The organism is Thalassotalea fusca (assembly GCF_053485835.1).
On sequence record NZ_JBQRUN010000008.1, the window covers coordinates 193,921 to 208,084 of the forward strand.

Consider the following 14,164-nt stretch of genomic DNA (forward strand, 5'->3'; position numbering starts at 1 on the left):
TTGTTCCACCAAAACATTGTTTTACAAAATTAACATGGCTATTCACTAGCCTAAAATTCACCTTTAAACCAAGCTAATACTCGTGAACCTATCCCGGCAACACCTTCACTTGGTTTAGTTTCATTCACTGCTTGTTCGTTAGCCTGCATACCGTAATGCAATAAGCCAACGACCGTTGCGTATGTCGGGTCATTTACATACTCTTTTAACCCACAAATATCTTTTGGTTGTGCTACACGGACGGGCATTTGAAAAACTTCTTCTGCAAACTCAACTACCCCTTCCATTTTTGACGTACCGCCAGTCAATACGTAACCAGCAGCTATCTGGTCTTCTAGACCACACTCGCGAATCTCTTCTTGAATAAGTTCAAATAGTTCGTGATAACGTGGCTCGACAACCTCTGCAAGTGTATGACGAGACATTGACCGTGCTGGACGCCCCCCAACACTCGGCACTTCAATATTTTCTTCCATGCTCACCATCTGGCGTAATGCACAGGCGTACTGCACTTTAATGTCTTCCGCGTGGCTTAATGGCGTTCTGAATATTTTCGCAATATCACTCGTCACTTGATTACCAGCAACCGGAATAACCGCGGTATGTCGTAATGCGCCACCGGTAAATACAGCGATATCCATCGTGCCTGCGCCAATATCAACGACACAGATGCCGAGTTCTTTTTCATCGTCTGTCAGTACGGCATAACTTGATGCCAACGCAGAAAATATCAATTGGTCAGCTTTCAGATCGCAACGTTCAACACATTTAACGATGTTTTTCGCCATGTCATTGGCACAAGTCACAATATGTACTTTGGCTTCCATTCGCACACCAGACATGCCTATCGGACTTTTGATACCATCTTGGCAATCAATGCTGTATTCCTGTGGCAAAACATGCAGCATTCTGCGTTCAGCCGAAATTGGTACGGAACGAGCGGTATGAATCACATTGTCAACATCTTCCTGTACCACTTCTTTGTCATTAATGGGCACCATGCCATTTTCATTTTGGCAACTTATGTGTTTACCAGAAATACCCAGATAAACCGAAGTGATATGACAATCAGCCATCAGTTCAGCTTCACTAATAGCGCGTTGAATTGATTGAATAACCAAATTCAAATCATTGACGCCACCTTTATCCATTCCTCTAGCAGGTTGATTACCTACACCGACGATGGACAATTGGTTATCTGGCGTAACTTCACCTACCGCTACCGATATTTTTGAAGTGCCTATATCTAATCCAACAATTAAATTTCTTTCAGTTGCTTTGGGCATCAATTCTAAGCTCTTTCTTTACTTTCTTGAGGTTTCCAGCCAACGGCTAGTCCCGTGTCATAACGCAAGTCAACATAATCAACTTGCTCTGTTTCTTTTTTTTGTGCTCTAATTTCCGGATACACATCGATAAAGCGTTGAATACGTTCACCGCCTTTCTCTCTTCCTAAATTCAATGTCACGCCATCGTTCAAAATTAGTTGCCACGAATAACGCTCAGACAATACCAATTCATCAATGCTAAGCGATGCGTAATCAAGCAGTCGGTTGAAATCTCGATAGCTTTTCAATGCAACGTTTTCACTTCCTTCAGGACCATACAACGCAGGTAATGCATGCGTTACCCTAGCTTTGTCAGCCTGAAAGGCGTCGCCTAAATGGTTGATCAGGAAATCACCATTCCAAAATGCAACGGGTATTTGATCCACCACATATATCTTTAGTTCGTTTGGCCATTTCTTTCTGACCGAAACTGAATATACCCAAGGCAAAGCAGAAACTTGCTCTTGAACCGTATTAACATCGACAGTAAAGAAGTTGCCCAGATTAATGGTTTCAATTGCCGCTTCAATGTCACGCTGTACGGTATAATTCATTTCGCCACTGATAACGATAGACGTTACCGGTACCGACTCTTCTGCAGACATAGTTTCTGTGAGATACCAAGCAAGACTGCACATGCCAATAATGACAGCAATAAAAAAACTCACACCGAGCCAAAAAGACCAGTGCAGTTGATTAAGCTGTAATCGTTGTGGATGCCTTTGCTCAGTTGACACTTAACTACGCCCCCTTTACGCTTAATTTAACAATTTCACTTACCAGTTCACTGAAAGATAATCCGTGCACTTTCGCAGCTTTTGGCACAAGTGAAGTTTCCGTCATCCCTGGCACTGTATTAACTTCCAACACCTGCCAATGATTGTTTTCATCACGCATCACATCTACGCGTCCCCAACCTGACGCCCCAGTAGCCTTAAACGCTCTTAGTGCAATGTCTCTAAGTTCCTGCTCTTCACTTAGTGGTAGATCACAAGGGCAATGGTATTGCGTCGTTGTTGACTGATACTTTGCTTCATAGTCATAAAAAGTCCGCGGTGTTTCCATATGAATAGCAGGCAAAGCTTGTTCACCTAGAATAGCTACCGTGTATTCGGGCCCATTTATCCACGCTTCAACGAGCACTTCATTGTCGTATTTAAATGCATTATTCAATGCTTCAGCTAATGCCTCAGCGCTATCAGCAATCGACATACCGATACTTGAGCCTTCGTTAGCAGGCTTTACCATGGCTTTGCCGCCTAAACGATTCATGACCAATTGCAACGCAGACTCGTCATATTTGCCTGCTTCAAAAACAGCAAAAGGTGCAGTTGGTATATCACTGGCAGCAAACACTTTTTTGCTTCTTATTTTGTCCATGGATAATGCCGAACCCAGTACATTTGACCCAGTGTAAGGAATGCCTAAATATTCTAATGCTCCTTGCACACAGCCATCTTCTCCACCTCGTCCATGTAGCGCGATAAAAACATGATCCACAGCTTCATTTGCCAACTCTGATAAGCAGTAATCTTGAGTATCGATTAGCTTGACCGCATAACCCGAAGCTTCCAAACCTTTGGCAATAGCTTGACCAGATCTCAACGACACTTCTCGCTCGGCAGAGGTGCCACCGTACAAAACGGCAATAGTCTTTTGCGTCACAGCCATCAACGCGCCTCCTTTGCCGTGAGTAAGGCATCTGTTGCCAGTGAGCGCGCAATAGCGCCAATGTTTCCAGCGCCTTGAGTAATTACCATGTCACCGTCTTGAAGCTGTGTATGTAACAACGCGGAAAGTTTAGTGTGATCACCCACATAAATCGGTTCAATTTGCCCACGCTGGCGAATACTACGAGCAAGACTCTTACTATCAGCCCCCGTAATCACTTGTTCGCCCGCAGCATAAACATCCAGTAAATAAAGCACATCTACTTCAGACAACACTTCAACAAAATCTTCGTATAAATCACGGGTACGTGAATAGCGATGAGGTTGAAAAACCATGACCAACCGTTTTTCCGGCCAACCATTACGCATCGCCTTAATCGTTGCCTGAACTTCTCGCGGATGATGTCCATAATCATCAACGAGTACCATGTCACCTTTGTCTGTCGTAAGATCTGCTAATTGTTCGAAGCGACGACCAATGCCGGCAAAGCTCTGAAGCGCTTCCATAACGGCACTGTCATCGACACCTTCATCTGTTGCTACCGCAATCCCAGCTAAAGCATTCAACACGTTGTGTTGTCCAGGCAGATTAACACTCAGTTTCATTGAGTCTCGGCCTTGACGCTCTACGGTAAAATAACTCTTGCCACCATGTTGCTCATAGTTGGACGCTCTTACATCAGCATCCTCTGAAAAGCCATAAGTAATAACCTGACGACCTATACGTGGAATAATTTCTCGCACCACTGGGTTATCAATACATACCACAGCAACACCGTAAAAAGGTAGGTTATGTAGAAACTCAACATACGTATCTTTTAGTTTTTCAAAGTCACCTTGGTATGTTTCCATATGGTCTTCATCGATGTTTGTAACAACGGCAACCATAGGTTGTAGGTGAAGGAAAGATGCATCACTTTCGTCGGCTTCGGCAATTAAATAGCGACTCGAACCTAACCTTGCATTGGTGCCAGCACTATTCAATAAACCGCCAATGACAAACGTTGGGTCTAGTTGCGCCTCAGCAAAGATACTCGCAATAAGACTAGTCGTTGTAGTTTTACCATGGGTACCGGCTATCGCCACGCCATGACGAAAACGCATGAGCTCTGCCAACATTTCTGCGCGACGAACAACAGGGATTCTCAGTTCTGCAGCACGCAATAATTCAGGGTTTGACGTATCTATCGCGGTAGATACTACGATAACGCTCGCACCTTCTACATTTTCCGCAGCGTGTCCAATTGACACCTTGGCGCCAAACTTTCTCAAGCGTTTAACCACTTGATTTTCACCAATATCTGAGCCAGTAATAGCGTAGCCTTCATTTAATAATACTTCGGCAATTCCGCCCATGCCTGCCCCGCCAATACCGACAAAATGAATCGATTTTACGCGGCGCATTTCTGGCACTTTAATCGGCGCTAAATGTTCTTCTTTCTTACTCATTAACTTACTCATTAGCGAACCAATCCTTTACATAAGTTGGCAACGGTATTTGTTGCCTCTGCATGCGCAGCGTCTTTCGCTGCTTTTGACATTGACTGCACAACCTTGTCTGAGATAAACAAGCTGTTTAAAGTCTGTGCTAGACTGGTTCCATTAAATTCTTGTTGCTTAATCAACTTAGCAGCACCGCGCTCAACTAAATACATAGCATTTTTAGTTTGATGATCGTCAACAGCATGTGGTAACGGCACAAAAATAGCGGGTTTGCCTGCCATCGCCAGTTCCGATACCGTTAACGCACCAGCACGACAAACCACCACGTCAGCCCATTCATAGGCTGCGCTCATATCATCAATAAACTCAGCGACTTTCACTTTTTCTTCGGGTAATCCATAGCTTTGGTAGTTTGCGAGTACCGTTTGCTGATTGTCCTTTCCTGTCTGATGCCACACGTCTATATTCTGCAATTTAATCTGATTGATCGCCTGCGGTACCGTGTCATTCAACACTTTGGCGCCTAGGCTGCCACCTAGAACTAACACCTTTTTACTCTGACTCGGCTCTTGAGAAATATCAGTGTTAATATTAACAATGCCTTCACGTAAAGGATTACCAACAACTTGATGCTTTACCGTGTCGCTAAATGCTTTTGGAAAAGCACTTAAAACAACCGTTGCTATTCGAGCGAGCAATCGATTGCTCAAACCCGCCACGGCGTTTTGTTCATGGAGTACTAGGGGCTTTCTTAACAGCCATGCCGCAAAGCCACCGGGCACGCTCGCATATCCGCCCATACCTAAAACCACATCAGGTTGAACGGCTCTAATCACTTTTATTGACTGCCAGACAGATTGCATCATCTTAAAGGGCAGCTTCACCCAGGCTTTCCAATTCTTATTACGTAAACCTGCAATGTTGATAGTAGATATAGGGTAGCCGTACTCTGGAACGAGCGTTGACTCCATACGCTTAGCAGTTCCCAACCAATGAACTTTCCACCCCTGTTTCGCCAATGACTCTGCTACTGCGATCCCTGGAAATATGTGTCCACCAGTGCCACCAGCCATAACTAATATTGTCGGACGACGTACTTCACTCATTTTCGCCCTCCTTTACTTGTTGCTTGAATACTACTTAACCTCAATTCGTGATCAATTCGAATCAGTACGACCATCGCAATGGTCATGATAATCATAGAGCTACCGCCATAACTAATCAGCGGCAAAGTTAGGCCTTTCGTTGGGACGATACCAACCGTAGCACCAATATTTACCGCAGTTTGAAAGGCCATCCAAATACCGATGGAGTAAGCGAAAAACCCTTCAAAAAACTTTTCTTTCGCAATCGCCGCCCGGCCTAATTTCATCGCCTTCAATACGACTACCAAGCTAATAAGTAAAATAAAGCCAACGCCAACAAAGCCAAACTCTTCACCAACTACCGCCATAACAAAGTCGTTGTGTGCTTCGGGTAGGTATTCTAATTTTTGAATACTGTTTCCTAATCCTTGACCAGACAATTCACCTCTTCCATACGCCATTAAGGATTGAGTTAAGTGATAGCCACTCCCAAAAGGGTCTTTCCACGGGTCTAAGAATCCGGTTACACGCGCCCAGCGATATGGTGAAAAATACGCAAGTGCTGACAATGCAGAAATACCCACCAATGCAATGCTTATGAATTGCCAAAGCTTAGCGCCTGCCAAAAATAGCAAGCCAAACGTCGTAACAAACATCACCACGACCGTGCCTAGATCTGGTTGGAGTAATAGTAAACCAGCCAAAACTGCCAACACGACTAACGGTTTTATGAATCCTTTGACGTTTTCTTTTACTTCATCACGTCGGCGAACCAAATAAGCAGATAAATAACAGAAAAAGAACAACTTAGCGGGCTCTGCTGCCTGAACCGTGATTGGACCCAACACAATCCAACGGGTAGAACCATTACGTGTAGAACCAATCAATAACACCACTACTAGCAAGCCAACCGCCATCAATAAGAAAATGCCACTATGCTGATGCCAACGAGATAACGGAATTTGCATTGCAAAAACGGCAATGATGATGCTCAACACAATATAAATACAGTGGCGAATCACAAAGTGAAACGGGTTATCAAATAAGCGTTCTGCTACCGGAATTGAGGCACTTGCCACCATCACCAGACCAATCATGTACATAAGAATCGCAAGCACAACGTATGAACGATCAAACGTATCTACGCTATGGCTACTTTGTGTTAACCATGTTGGTAACTGAATTGCTTTAAAAGGCTGAGAAATCGAGAACATCATACTCGTTTCTCCGAAGCACAAGCAGCACTAGCAAACCTATCGCCACGTTCTGCAAAGTTTTTGAACATGTCAATACTTGCACATGCAGGCGACAGCAAGACGACATCACCGGGACTAACAGTTCCTTTTGCCAAATCAACCGCTTGCTCCAATGTTTCAACTCGAATAGCTGAAGCAGCTAAAGGCGCAATTAGCGATGCGTCTTTACCCAGTACAATAAGTTGGGATACATATTGTTGGAATAGCAATTTCAACGGAGAAAAATCAGCTCCTTTGCCATCACCACCGGCAATAACGATTAGTCTATTTTCTTTACCAATTGTCGGTCCAATGCCTTCTATGGCCGCGACGGTCGCCCCGACATTTGTGGCCTTGGAGTCATTGATCCATAACACACCATCGTCTGTGTCTACCACCTGACAACGATGAGCCAAGCCTTTGAACGTTTTCAAGTACGGCAACATATCTGAGGATTTCCAGCCCAAAGCGTTGCCTAACGCCAATACAGCTAAATAATTCAAACCGTTATGAATGCCCGCCAGCGGTAACTCTGACAATAACGCAATAGGTTCACCGTTAACGACTAGCTTAAATTCATTTTCATCTTGCGCAATTACATAATCAGCAACACTGTTGATTCCACCGAACGACACTTGTTTTTGTTCGCTCTTAACCTTAGTTAACGGGTCATCAGCGTTAGTAACCGCCAACTCACAACCTTGGTAAATACGTTGTTTTACTGCTGCATAGTTTTCGATAGTTTGATGTCTATCTAGGTGATCGTCTGAAACATTCAAAACAGATGCTGCACGCGCTCTTAGGCTTTTGACTGTCTCAAGTTGAAAACTCGATAGCTCGAGAATATAGCAATCTACATCGTCTGCCATCTGCGATAAGATCGGTAAACCAACATTTCCGCCTAATACCACATTATGGCCAAGTGTTTGTCCTACATGCGCTAACGCAGACACTACAGTAGATTTACCATTTGAGCCTGTGACAGCCACGATGGGCGCATCCACCATCTGACAGAATAACTCGATATCACCAATCACATTGTCATGTTGCTGCAATGTATTAACAAGTTCAGGTGCATTGGGATCAATGCCCGGACTTATAATAACCACATCGGCATTTGCTATCAGCTCGTTATTCCAAGCACCTAGCGAAAGATTAACCTCAGGATATTGCTTAGCGAACTGTTCACGATCAACCGCATTTTCACGGCTATCATTCAGTGCACAGGTCACTTTTTGAGCATGTAAAAATTCTAGGCAAGACAGACCCGAAAGCCCTGCCCCCAAAATTAATACTGACTGTTGTTTCAAACGCGCAATTACTTGCTGCTGTTTAGTCATCAATATGCTCTTTTACCTAAGTTTTAACGTTGCTAATCCAACGAGTACCAACATTAGTGAAATAATCCAGAATCGCACAATAACGCGAGGCTCTGGCCAGCCTTTCAATTCGTAGTGATGATGGATTGGCGCCATTCTAAAAATACGCGTACCACGTAATTTGTAGGATCCCACTTGCAATATGACAGACACCGTTTCCATCACGAAAACACCGCCCATAATAAACAGCACCAGTTCCTGACGTACTAACACGGCAATAACACCTAGAGAAGCACCTAATGCCAGTGAGCCAACATCGCCCATGAACACTTGTGCTGGATAAGTGTTAAACCACAAGAAGCCTAGCCCTGCACCCACTATTGCTGTACACACGATAACAAGCTCACTCGTCATTGGAATATGTGGAATATGTAGATAGCCAGAAAAATTTACGTTGCCAGTCATGTAAGCAAATACCGCAAATGCACCAGCAACCATTATCGTTGGCACAATCGCTAAGCCATCTAATCCATCTGTCAGATTTACCGCATTGCTCGTACCAACAATCACGAAATATGTGAGAAAAATATAAAGCAGGCCGAGTTGCGGCATAACATCTTTGACGAAAGGAATTATCAAAGCTGTCTCGTTTGGACCTTGTGCATACCAGTACAGAAACAACGCCGTAGAAAAACCGATAATGGTCTGCCAAAAATACTTCCACTTGGCAATAAGCCCTTTTGAATCTTTGCGAATTACTTTGCGGTAATCATCTACAAAGCCAATCAAGCCAAAGCTTGCAACAACAAAGAGTACAACCCATACATAGACGTTACTGAGATCAGCCCAAAGTAAAACAGTACCAATGATTGACGCCAGGATAAGGATACCGCCCATTGTTGGCGTGCCTGATTTAGATAAATGGCTCTCAGGACCATCATCCCTGACCGTTTGGCCAATTTGCATTTTTTGTAATGCTCTAATGAGCTTGGGCCCAAAATATAGTGAAATACCCAGCGCGGTTAACGTACTGACAATCGCTCGAAACGTTAAGTATGAAAAAACGTTAAACGCACTAAAATACTGCGTAAGAAACTCTCCAAGCCAAAGTAACATTAGTTGTTTTCCTCTGTTATTTGGCAATCACGCCATGCTAAAATGTCGTTAACTACGTATTCCATGTGTGCACTGCGTGATCCTTTCACTAGTATCGAGACTTGTTGCTCTTCGTCTTGTAAAAGTGTTTGTAAAGTGTTCATTAATTTAGCTCTGTCACTAAAATGCAGGCCTTTATCTTCTCTAATTCTGGTAAATGCATCAGACGTATTTTGACTCAATACGCCAATTGTTAAGAGCTCATCAATATCGCTATTAGCCGCATACTCACCCACTTCCTGATGATAACTACGCGCCTCGCTACCGAGTTCGCCCATGTCACCAAGAATAAGTACTTTTCGCCCCGGATAGCTCGCCAACAAATCAATTGCTGCCTTGATTGACTCAACATTTGCATTATAGGTATCGTCAATAAGCTTCCACTGGTCACCTAATTGATGAAGGTTAGTGCGCCCTTTAACTGGCGTCATGTCTGCCAAGCCCAATTGAATATCTTGCAAACTGGCACCAAATTCCAACGTAATAGCCGCAGCTGCAACCGCATTGCAGACATTATGTTTCCCAGGGAGTTTTAAGTTGATATAGGTATGGCCAATATCTGTATTCAACGTGAAATTGGCATAGCCGTTATCATCTAACACTACATCTGTGCTGTAACAGTTGGATTCTCCCTGACATGAAAAACGTTTCACTTTTTTATTTTCAAGACGCCATAACCATTTACTGGCATATTTGCAGTCTTGGTTATAAATAGCGACGCCTTGCTCATCAAGCCCTTGGTAGATTTCGCCTTTAGCTCGTGCGACCCCGCATAAATCACCGAACCCTTCTAAATGAGCAGCTGCAATATTGTTGATAATAGCGACGTCAGGCTTTACTAATGAAGTAGTGTATGCGATTTCACCCAAATGGTTAGCACCCAACTCAATCACCGCATAATCATGCTCAGGTGCTAATCTCAATAACGTCAGTGGCACACCAATATCATTATTGAAATTCCCTTGCGTTGCTAATACGTTGCCTAAACGCGATAAAATAGCCGCTACCATCTCTTTAACTGTTGTTTTGCCAGAACTTCCTGTTATTGCGACAGTTTTTGGTGCTATGCTTTGTTTCACATACGCACCGATGAGACCTAGTGCCTTTAGGGTATCTTCTACAACTAGTTGTGGCAGTGCAGAATCCACCTGATGATCAACGACAAGGGCTGCACAACCCGCTGTTTCAGCTTGGCTAACGAACTTATGCCCATCGAAATTAGCACCACGAAGCGCCAAAAAAAGATCACCAGTTTTCGTTGTTCTTGTATCAGTACTCAGACTATTGATAGTTAAGTCATCACCAATGAGCTGTCCATTCGTTACTTCAGCAATTTTTGAGAGTGTAAGTTCAATCATGCTGGCACCTGTAATGTATAAATGTTCTTCACAAGTTCTCGTTCGTTGTATGCTTGTTTTTCTGTACCAATAACAATGTAATCTTCGTGCCCTTTACCCGCTAACAAAACCACATCGCCTGCATTCGCTTCGTTTAAAGCCGTTTTCACAGCGTTTTCGCGATCTAAAAGAATGGTGTAAACACCTTGTTTTGTAATGCCTTTTGCAATATCTGTGGCAATAGCCTCAGGCTCTTCGGTACGGGGATTATCATTAGTAATAAAAATATGATCGGCGTGACGTTGTGCAACTTCTCCCATAAGCGCGCGTTTACCTTTATCACGGTCACCACCACAGCCAAACACAACCCATAACTGTCCCTGACAATGATTACGACAAGCGATCAGCGCTTTTTCCAGTGCATCTGGGGTATGGGCATAATCAACGACAGCTAACGGTTTATTAATTAAAGAAAAAGACTCCATTCGACCTTCGATAGGAGTCAATTGCGTTATTGCGCGAGCAATTTCAGTTAAAGGTATGTCTTCAGCAATCAAAACGGCTATTGCTGCAAGTAAATTTTCTACGTTGAATGCCCCAAGTAAAGGACTATTAATGTGAATATCACCAAGATGAGTAACAAGCGTGAAGCTCGCACCAGTAGTTGTGTAACAAACGTCTTTCGCTTGAATAAAGCCTTGGTAGCATGCAATTGAATCATCAAACCCATAAACAAGTACGGGCTGTTCACTCGGCCAATTGTTCAACCACACTTTCGCATGATTATCGTCACCATTGATGACGGCTAGCTGCCTACTATCTTGTGTAAAGATCTGAAATTTGGCATCTGCATAGCTGGCCATACTGCCATGGTAATCTAGGTGATCTCGAGATAAATTAGTAAAAACAGCGATATCAAGTGCCGATGCTTTAATACGTGCTTGATCAAGCGCATGTGATGAAATTTCCATCGCTACATGCGAAGCACCTTTCACCATAAACTGATTAAACAATTGGTGAAGTTCACTAGCTCCTGGCGTTGTATTCAACACGGGAACTAAATCACCACAAAAACCTGCACCGTTGGTACCGATAATGCCACACGAATGGTTGCATTCGTCCATTAAACGCGCAATTAACTGACTAGTACTAGTTTTACCATTAGTGCCTGTTATACCAATGACTTTTAACTTCGATTGCGGCGACTGGTAGTAAACTTCAGCAAATTCAAATAAACGCTGGTTTAATTGAAATATGCTGATTTTAGCTACGGCTTGCCCTGCATTATTAGACAACCACGTAATATCGCCGTGCTCGGTCAGTTCAGTGCACTCTGCAAGCACTAAACTGCAGTTTCTTTCTAATGCACTAACAATAAAGTCATTACCGTCACCTTGTGTACCAATGACCGCACAAAAAATATCACCATGTTCAATTTGACGAGAATCGTTAACCAGCTCACCAAACTCAGTTACCGATACAGTGTCTGGAAGAACAATACTGAATAGTTCGAGCGCGGATTTAAGCTGGAGAGCGTTAGTCTTATACATTGCTACGCTCCTTTTTCGCTTGTGTGACGACTTGTTCGTGGGCGTCAGGTGCGATGTTTAGCAAGTGAAGCGCGCCTTTCATGACACGAGAAAAAACGGGTGCCGCAATCTCTCCACCGTGATAAACGTCACCTCCCGGCTCATTAATAACAACCACTACCGCAAGCTCAGGGTTGCTCACTGGTGCTACACCACCAAACAAACCAACATAATCGTTACCATAACCGCCAACAACTGATTTCCGTGAAGTCCCCGTTTTACCAGCGACACGATAACCTGGAACTCTTGCTTTTTTCGCCCCTTCTTCAACAACACCTTCAAGCATTGTGAGCAGACTTCGCGTATTTTGCTGTGAGAATATTCTTTCACCTTCAGCAATCTTATCAGCCTTAACAATCGACAACGGACGTTTCACACCGCCATTGCCAATAGCACTGTACAATCTAGCCAATTGAAGCGGTGTTACTGCTAAACCGTAGCCCCACGACAATGTGGCTAATTCGAACTCTGACCAACGTGAACGGTCATGCATTACACCAACACTTTCACCTATCAAATTAGTGCCAGTATCGCTACCAAATCCAGATTCAAAGAACTTATCCAGTAAGAACTCTTTAGGCATATCAAGTGCTAATTTTGTTGTTCCCATGTTAGAACTGGTAATCAAAATCTCTTCAAGACTTAACTTGCCACGATTTATAGGGTCACTTACACGACTACCACCGAGTCGCATCCAACCAGGGTGCGTATCAACAATCATATCAGCCGTTGCATTGCCAAACTCTAACGCTGTTAGTACCGTTAGCGGCTTTAAGATAGAACCCGGCTCATACATGTCTGTTATGGCGCGATTTCTAAAACGGTGAATTGCCGTATTTCGACGATTGTTTGGGTTATAAGATGGGCTGTTAACAAGCGCTAAGATTTCTCCTGTGTGAACATTAGTCACAACAACAGAACCTGATGTCGCTTTAAACGCACGCACGGCTCCTTTGAGTTCACGATATGCCAGTGCCTGAATACGCTGATCGATGCTCAATGCGAGTGTTTGTGGTGGTGTTGATTCCTCAACATCTAATATTTCGACTTTTCGTCCTTTGGCATCTTTAATAAACTTCTTCGAGCCATGCTCACCAGTAAGCAAAGTGTCATACACACGCTCTATGCCTTCGATGCCGCGATCGTCAACATTAGTAAAGCCAACTACATGTGCACTTATCTCGCCCGCTGGATAGAAACGCTTAGATTCCTTGCGCAGATGTACGCCAGGAATCTTGAGCTGACGAATATACCCCGCCATAGCAGGCGACACCTGACGTTCAATATATACAAAACGTTTAGCAGGATTCTTACTCACCCTTTCTTTAATCTTATTAACGTCTTTATCTAGTACATCTGCTAGCGCTTGCCAGTGCTCCACCATAGATAATGCATTGTTGTCCATGATGACTTTAGGATCTGCCCATACCGTTTCAACGGGCACACTAACGGCTAATTGATCACCATGACGGTCAGTAATTGTGCCACGATGAACAGTGCGTTCTGCTGTTCTTAGTGCTCTCATGTTCCCTTGCTTTTTCAGCATGTCGGGCTCAATAACTTGAATGTAAGCAGCGCGAGCGGCAATACTCGCATAAACAAGCACAATCGCACCTAGCACGACGTAAAAACGCCACGCTACAGTGTTATTCAATACCTGTTTAGACTGTTTCTTCACTCGTTTATTCATGGTAAATGCACAATCACTTCCGAATCGGCCGTTGGCCTTTTCATATTGAGTTTCTGCTCCGCTTTACTTTCAATTGCACTGTGTTCAGCCAAACTGTTTTGCTCTAGCAACAAATTTCGCCATTCAATATCTAATTCATCTCTCTCTGTGAGCAACTGTTCCAGCTCACTGGTTGTTTGCCGATTTACATGGGTGAAATAAATCACCGCAAACGACGAAGCAACAACCAAAATTAACAACACATACACAAGTAGATGTCGTCTTATGTCATGCCAAATATCGAATGCCAAGATAACCTTTGGCGTAGACATAC

General features: G+C 43.7%; 12 protein-coding genes. All 12 read right to left on the reverse strand.

Going from position 1 to position 14,164, the window contains the following annotated elements:
* Window positions 1-50: 50 nt before the first annotated feature.
* From ftsA to ftsL, 12 genes are read right to left on the reverse strand one after another with little or no spacing between them, the layout of a single operon-like run.
* Window positions 51-1,286, reverse strand: a complete 1,236-nt coding sequence (gene ftsA / locus ACSLUK_RS12165) for a cell division protein FtsA (protein ID WP_448548925.1) — start codon at window positions 1,284-1,286, stop codon at window positions 51-53.
* 5 nt (window positions 1,287-1,291) lie between these two features.
* Entirely contained in the window at window positions 1,292-2,065 is a 774-nt protein-coding gene (locus ACSLUK_RS12170; RefSeq protein ID WP_448548926.1) for a cell division protein FtsQ/DivIB, read from the reverse strand.
* Between the two features lie 4 nt (window positions 2,066-2,069).
* Entirely contained in the window at window positions 2,070-2,999 is a 930-nt protein-coding gene (locus tag ACSLUK_RS12175) for a D-alanine--D-alanine ligase (RefSeq protein ID WP_448548927.1), read from the reverse strand.
* Complete coding sequence (gene murC, locus ACSLUK_RS12180) at window positions 2,999-4,447, reverse strand: UDP-N-acetylmuramate--L-alanine ligase (protein WP_448548970.1); 1,449 nt, start codon at window positions 4,445-4,447, stop codon at window positions 2,999-3,001. Before murC ends, ACSLUK_RS12175 begins: the two co-directional genes overlap by 1 nt.
* Window positions 4,448-4,458: 11 nt before the next feature.
* On the reverse strand, window positions 4,459-5,547 hold the full coding sequence (gene murG / locus ACSLUK_RS12185) for an undecaprenyldiphospho-muramoylpentapeptide beta-N-acetylglucosaminyltransferase (protein ID WP_448548928.1): 1,089 nt from the start codon (window positions 5,545-5,547) through the stop codon (window positions 4,459-4,461).
* The gene (gene ftsW, locus ACSLUK_RS12190) at window positions 5,544-6,743 is read right to left on the reverse strand and encodes a cell division protein FtsW (protein ID WP_448548929.1); all 1,200 of its coding nucleotides are present in this window, start codon (window positions 6,741-6,743) and stop codon (window positions 5,544-5,546) included. Before ftsW ends, murG begins: the two co-directional genes overlap by 4 nt.
* Window positions 6,740-8,101: a UDP-N-acetylmuramoyl-L-alanine--D-glutamate ligase gene (murD, locus tag ACSLUK_RS12195; RefSeq protein ID WP_448548930.1), complete on the reverse strand. Its 1,362-nt coding sequence runs from the start codon at window positions 8,099-8,101 to the stop codon at window positions 6,740-6,742. The genes ftsW and murD overlap by 4 nt, the downstream gene beginning before the upstream one ends.
* Before the next feature lie 12 nt (window positions 8,102-8,113).
* Window positions 8,114-9,196, reverse strand: a complete 1,083-nt coding sequence (gene mraY, locus ACSLUK_RS12200; RefSeq protein ID WP_448548931.1) for a phospho-N-acetylmuramoyl-pentapeptide-transferase — start codon at window positions 9,194-9,196, stop codon at window positions 8,114-8,116.
* Window positions 9,196-10,593, reverse strand: a complete 1,398-nt coding sequence (gene murF, locus ACSLUK_RS12205; RefSeq protein WP_448548932.1) for a UDP-N-acetylmuramoyl-tripeptide--D-alanyl-D-alanine ligase — start codon at window positions 10,591-10,593, stop codon at window positions 9,196-9,198. The genes mraY and murF overlap by 1 nt, the downstream gene beginning before the upstream one ends.
* The gene (locus tag ACSLUK_RS12210) at window positions 10,590-12,122 is read right to left on the reverse strand and encodes a UDP-N-acetylmuramoyl-L-alanyl-D-glutamate--2,6-diaminopimelate ligase (RefSeq protein ID WP_448548933.1); all 1,533 of its coding nucleotides are present in this window, start codon (window positions 12,120-12,122) and stop codon (window positions 10,590-10,592) included. Before ACSLUK_RS12210 ends, murF begins: the two co-directional genes overlap by 4 nt.
* Complete coding sequence (locus tag ACSLUK_RS12215; protein WP_448548934.1) at window positions 12,115-13,851, reverse strand: penicillin-binding transpeptidase domain-containing protein; 1,737 nt, start codon at window positions 13,849-13,851, stop codon at window positions 12,115-12,117. Before ACSLUK_RS12215 ends, ACSLUK_RS12210 begins: the two co-directional genes overlap by 8 nt.
* Window positions 13,848-14,162, reverse strand: coding sequence for a cell division protein FtsL (gene ftsL, locus ACSLUK_RS12220; protein ID WP_448548935.1), 315 nt, complete (start codon window positions 14,160-14,162; stop codon window positions 13,848-13,850). The genes ACSLUK_RS12215 and ftsL overlap by 4 nt, the downstream gene beginning before the upstream one ends.
* Window positions 14,163-14,164 lie beyond the last annotated feature (2 nt).

What these genes read in the sequence shown, in the direction of transcription:
- murD (WP_448548930.1), bottom strand. Translation starts at nt 8,101, where the DNA reads ATGACTAAACAGCAGCAAGTAATTGCGCGTTTGAAACAACAGTCAGTA.
- ACSLUK_RS12210 (WP_448548933.1), bottom strand. Translation starts at nt 12,122, where the DNA reads ATGTATAAGACTAACGCTCTCCAGCTTAAATCCGCGCTCGAACTATTC.
- ftsW (WP_448548929.1), bottom strand. Translation starts at nt 6,743, where the DNA reads ATGATGTTCTCGATTTCTCAGCCTTTTAAAGCAATTCAGTTACCAACA.
- ACSLUK_RS12175 (WP_448548927.1), bottom strand. Translation starts at nt 2,999, where the DNA reads ATGGCTGTGACGCAAAAGACTATTGCCGTTTTGTACGGTGGCACCTCT.
- ftsA (WP_448548925.1), bottom strand. Translation starts at nt 1,286, where the DNA reads ATGCCCAAAGCAACTGAAAGAAATTTAATTGTTGGATTAGATATAGGC.
- murC (WP_448548970.1), bottom strand. Translation starts at nt 4,447, where the DNA reads ATGAGTAAGAAAGAAGAACATTTAGCGCCGATTAAAGTGCCAGAAATG.
- murF (WP_448548932.1), bottom strand. Translation starts at nt 10,593, where the DNA reads ATGATTGAACTTACACTCTCAAAAATTGCTGAAGTAACGAATGGACAG.
- mraY (WP_448548931.1), bottom strand. Translation starts at nt 9,196, where the DNA reads ATGTTACTTTGGCTTGGAGAGTTTCTTACGCAGTATTTTAGTGCGTTT.
- ftsL (WP_448548935.1), bottom strand. Translation starts at nt 14,162, where the DNA reads ATGTCTACGCCAAAGGTTATCTTGGCATTCGATATTTGGCATGACATA.
- ACSLUK_RS12215 (WP_448548934.1), bottom strand. Translation starts at nt 13,851, where the DNA reads ATGAATAAACGAGTGAAGAAACAGTCTAAACAGGTATTGAATAACACT.
- murG (WP_448548928.1), bottom strand. Translation starts at nt 5,547, where the DNA reads ATGAGTGAAGTACGTCGTCCGACAATATTAGTTATGGCTGGTGGCACT.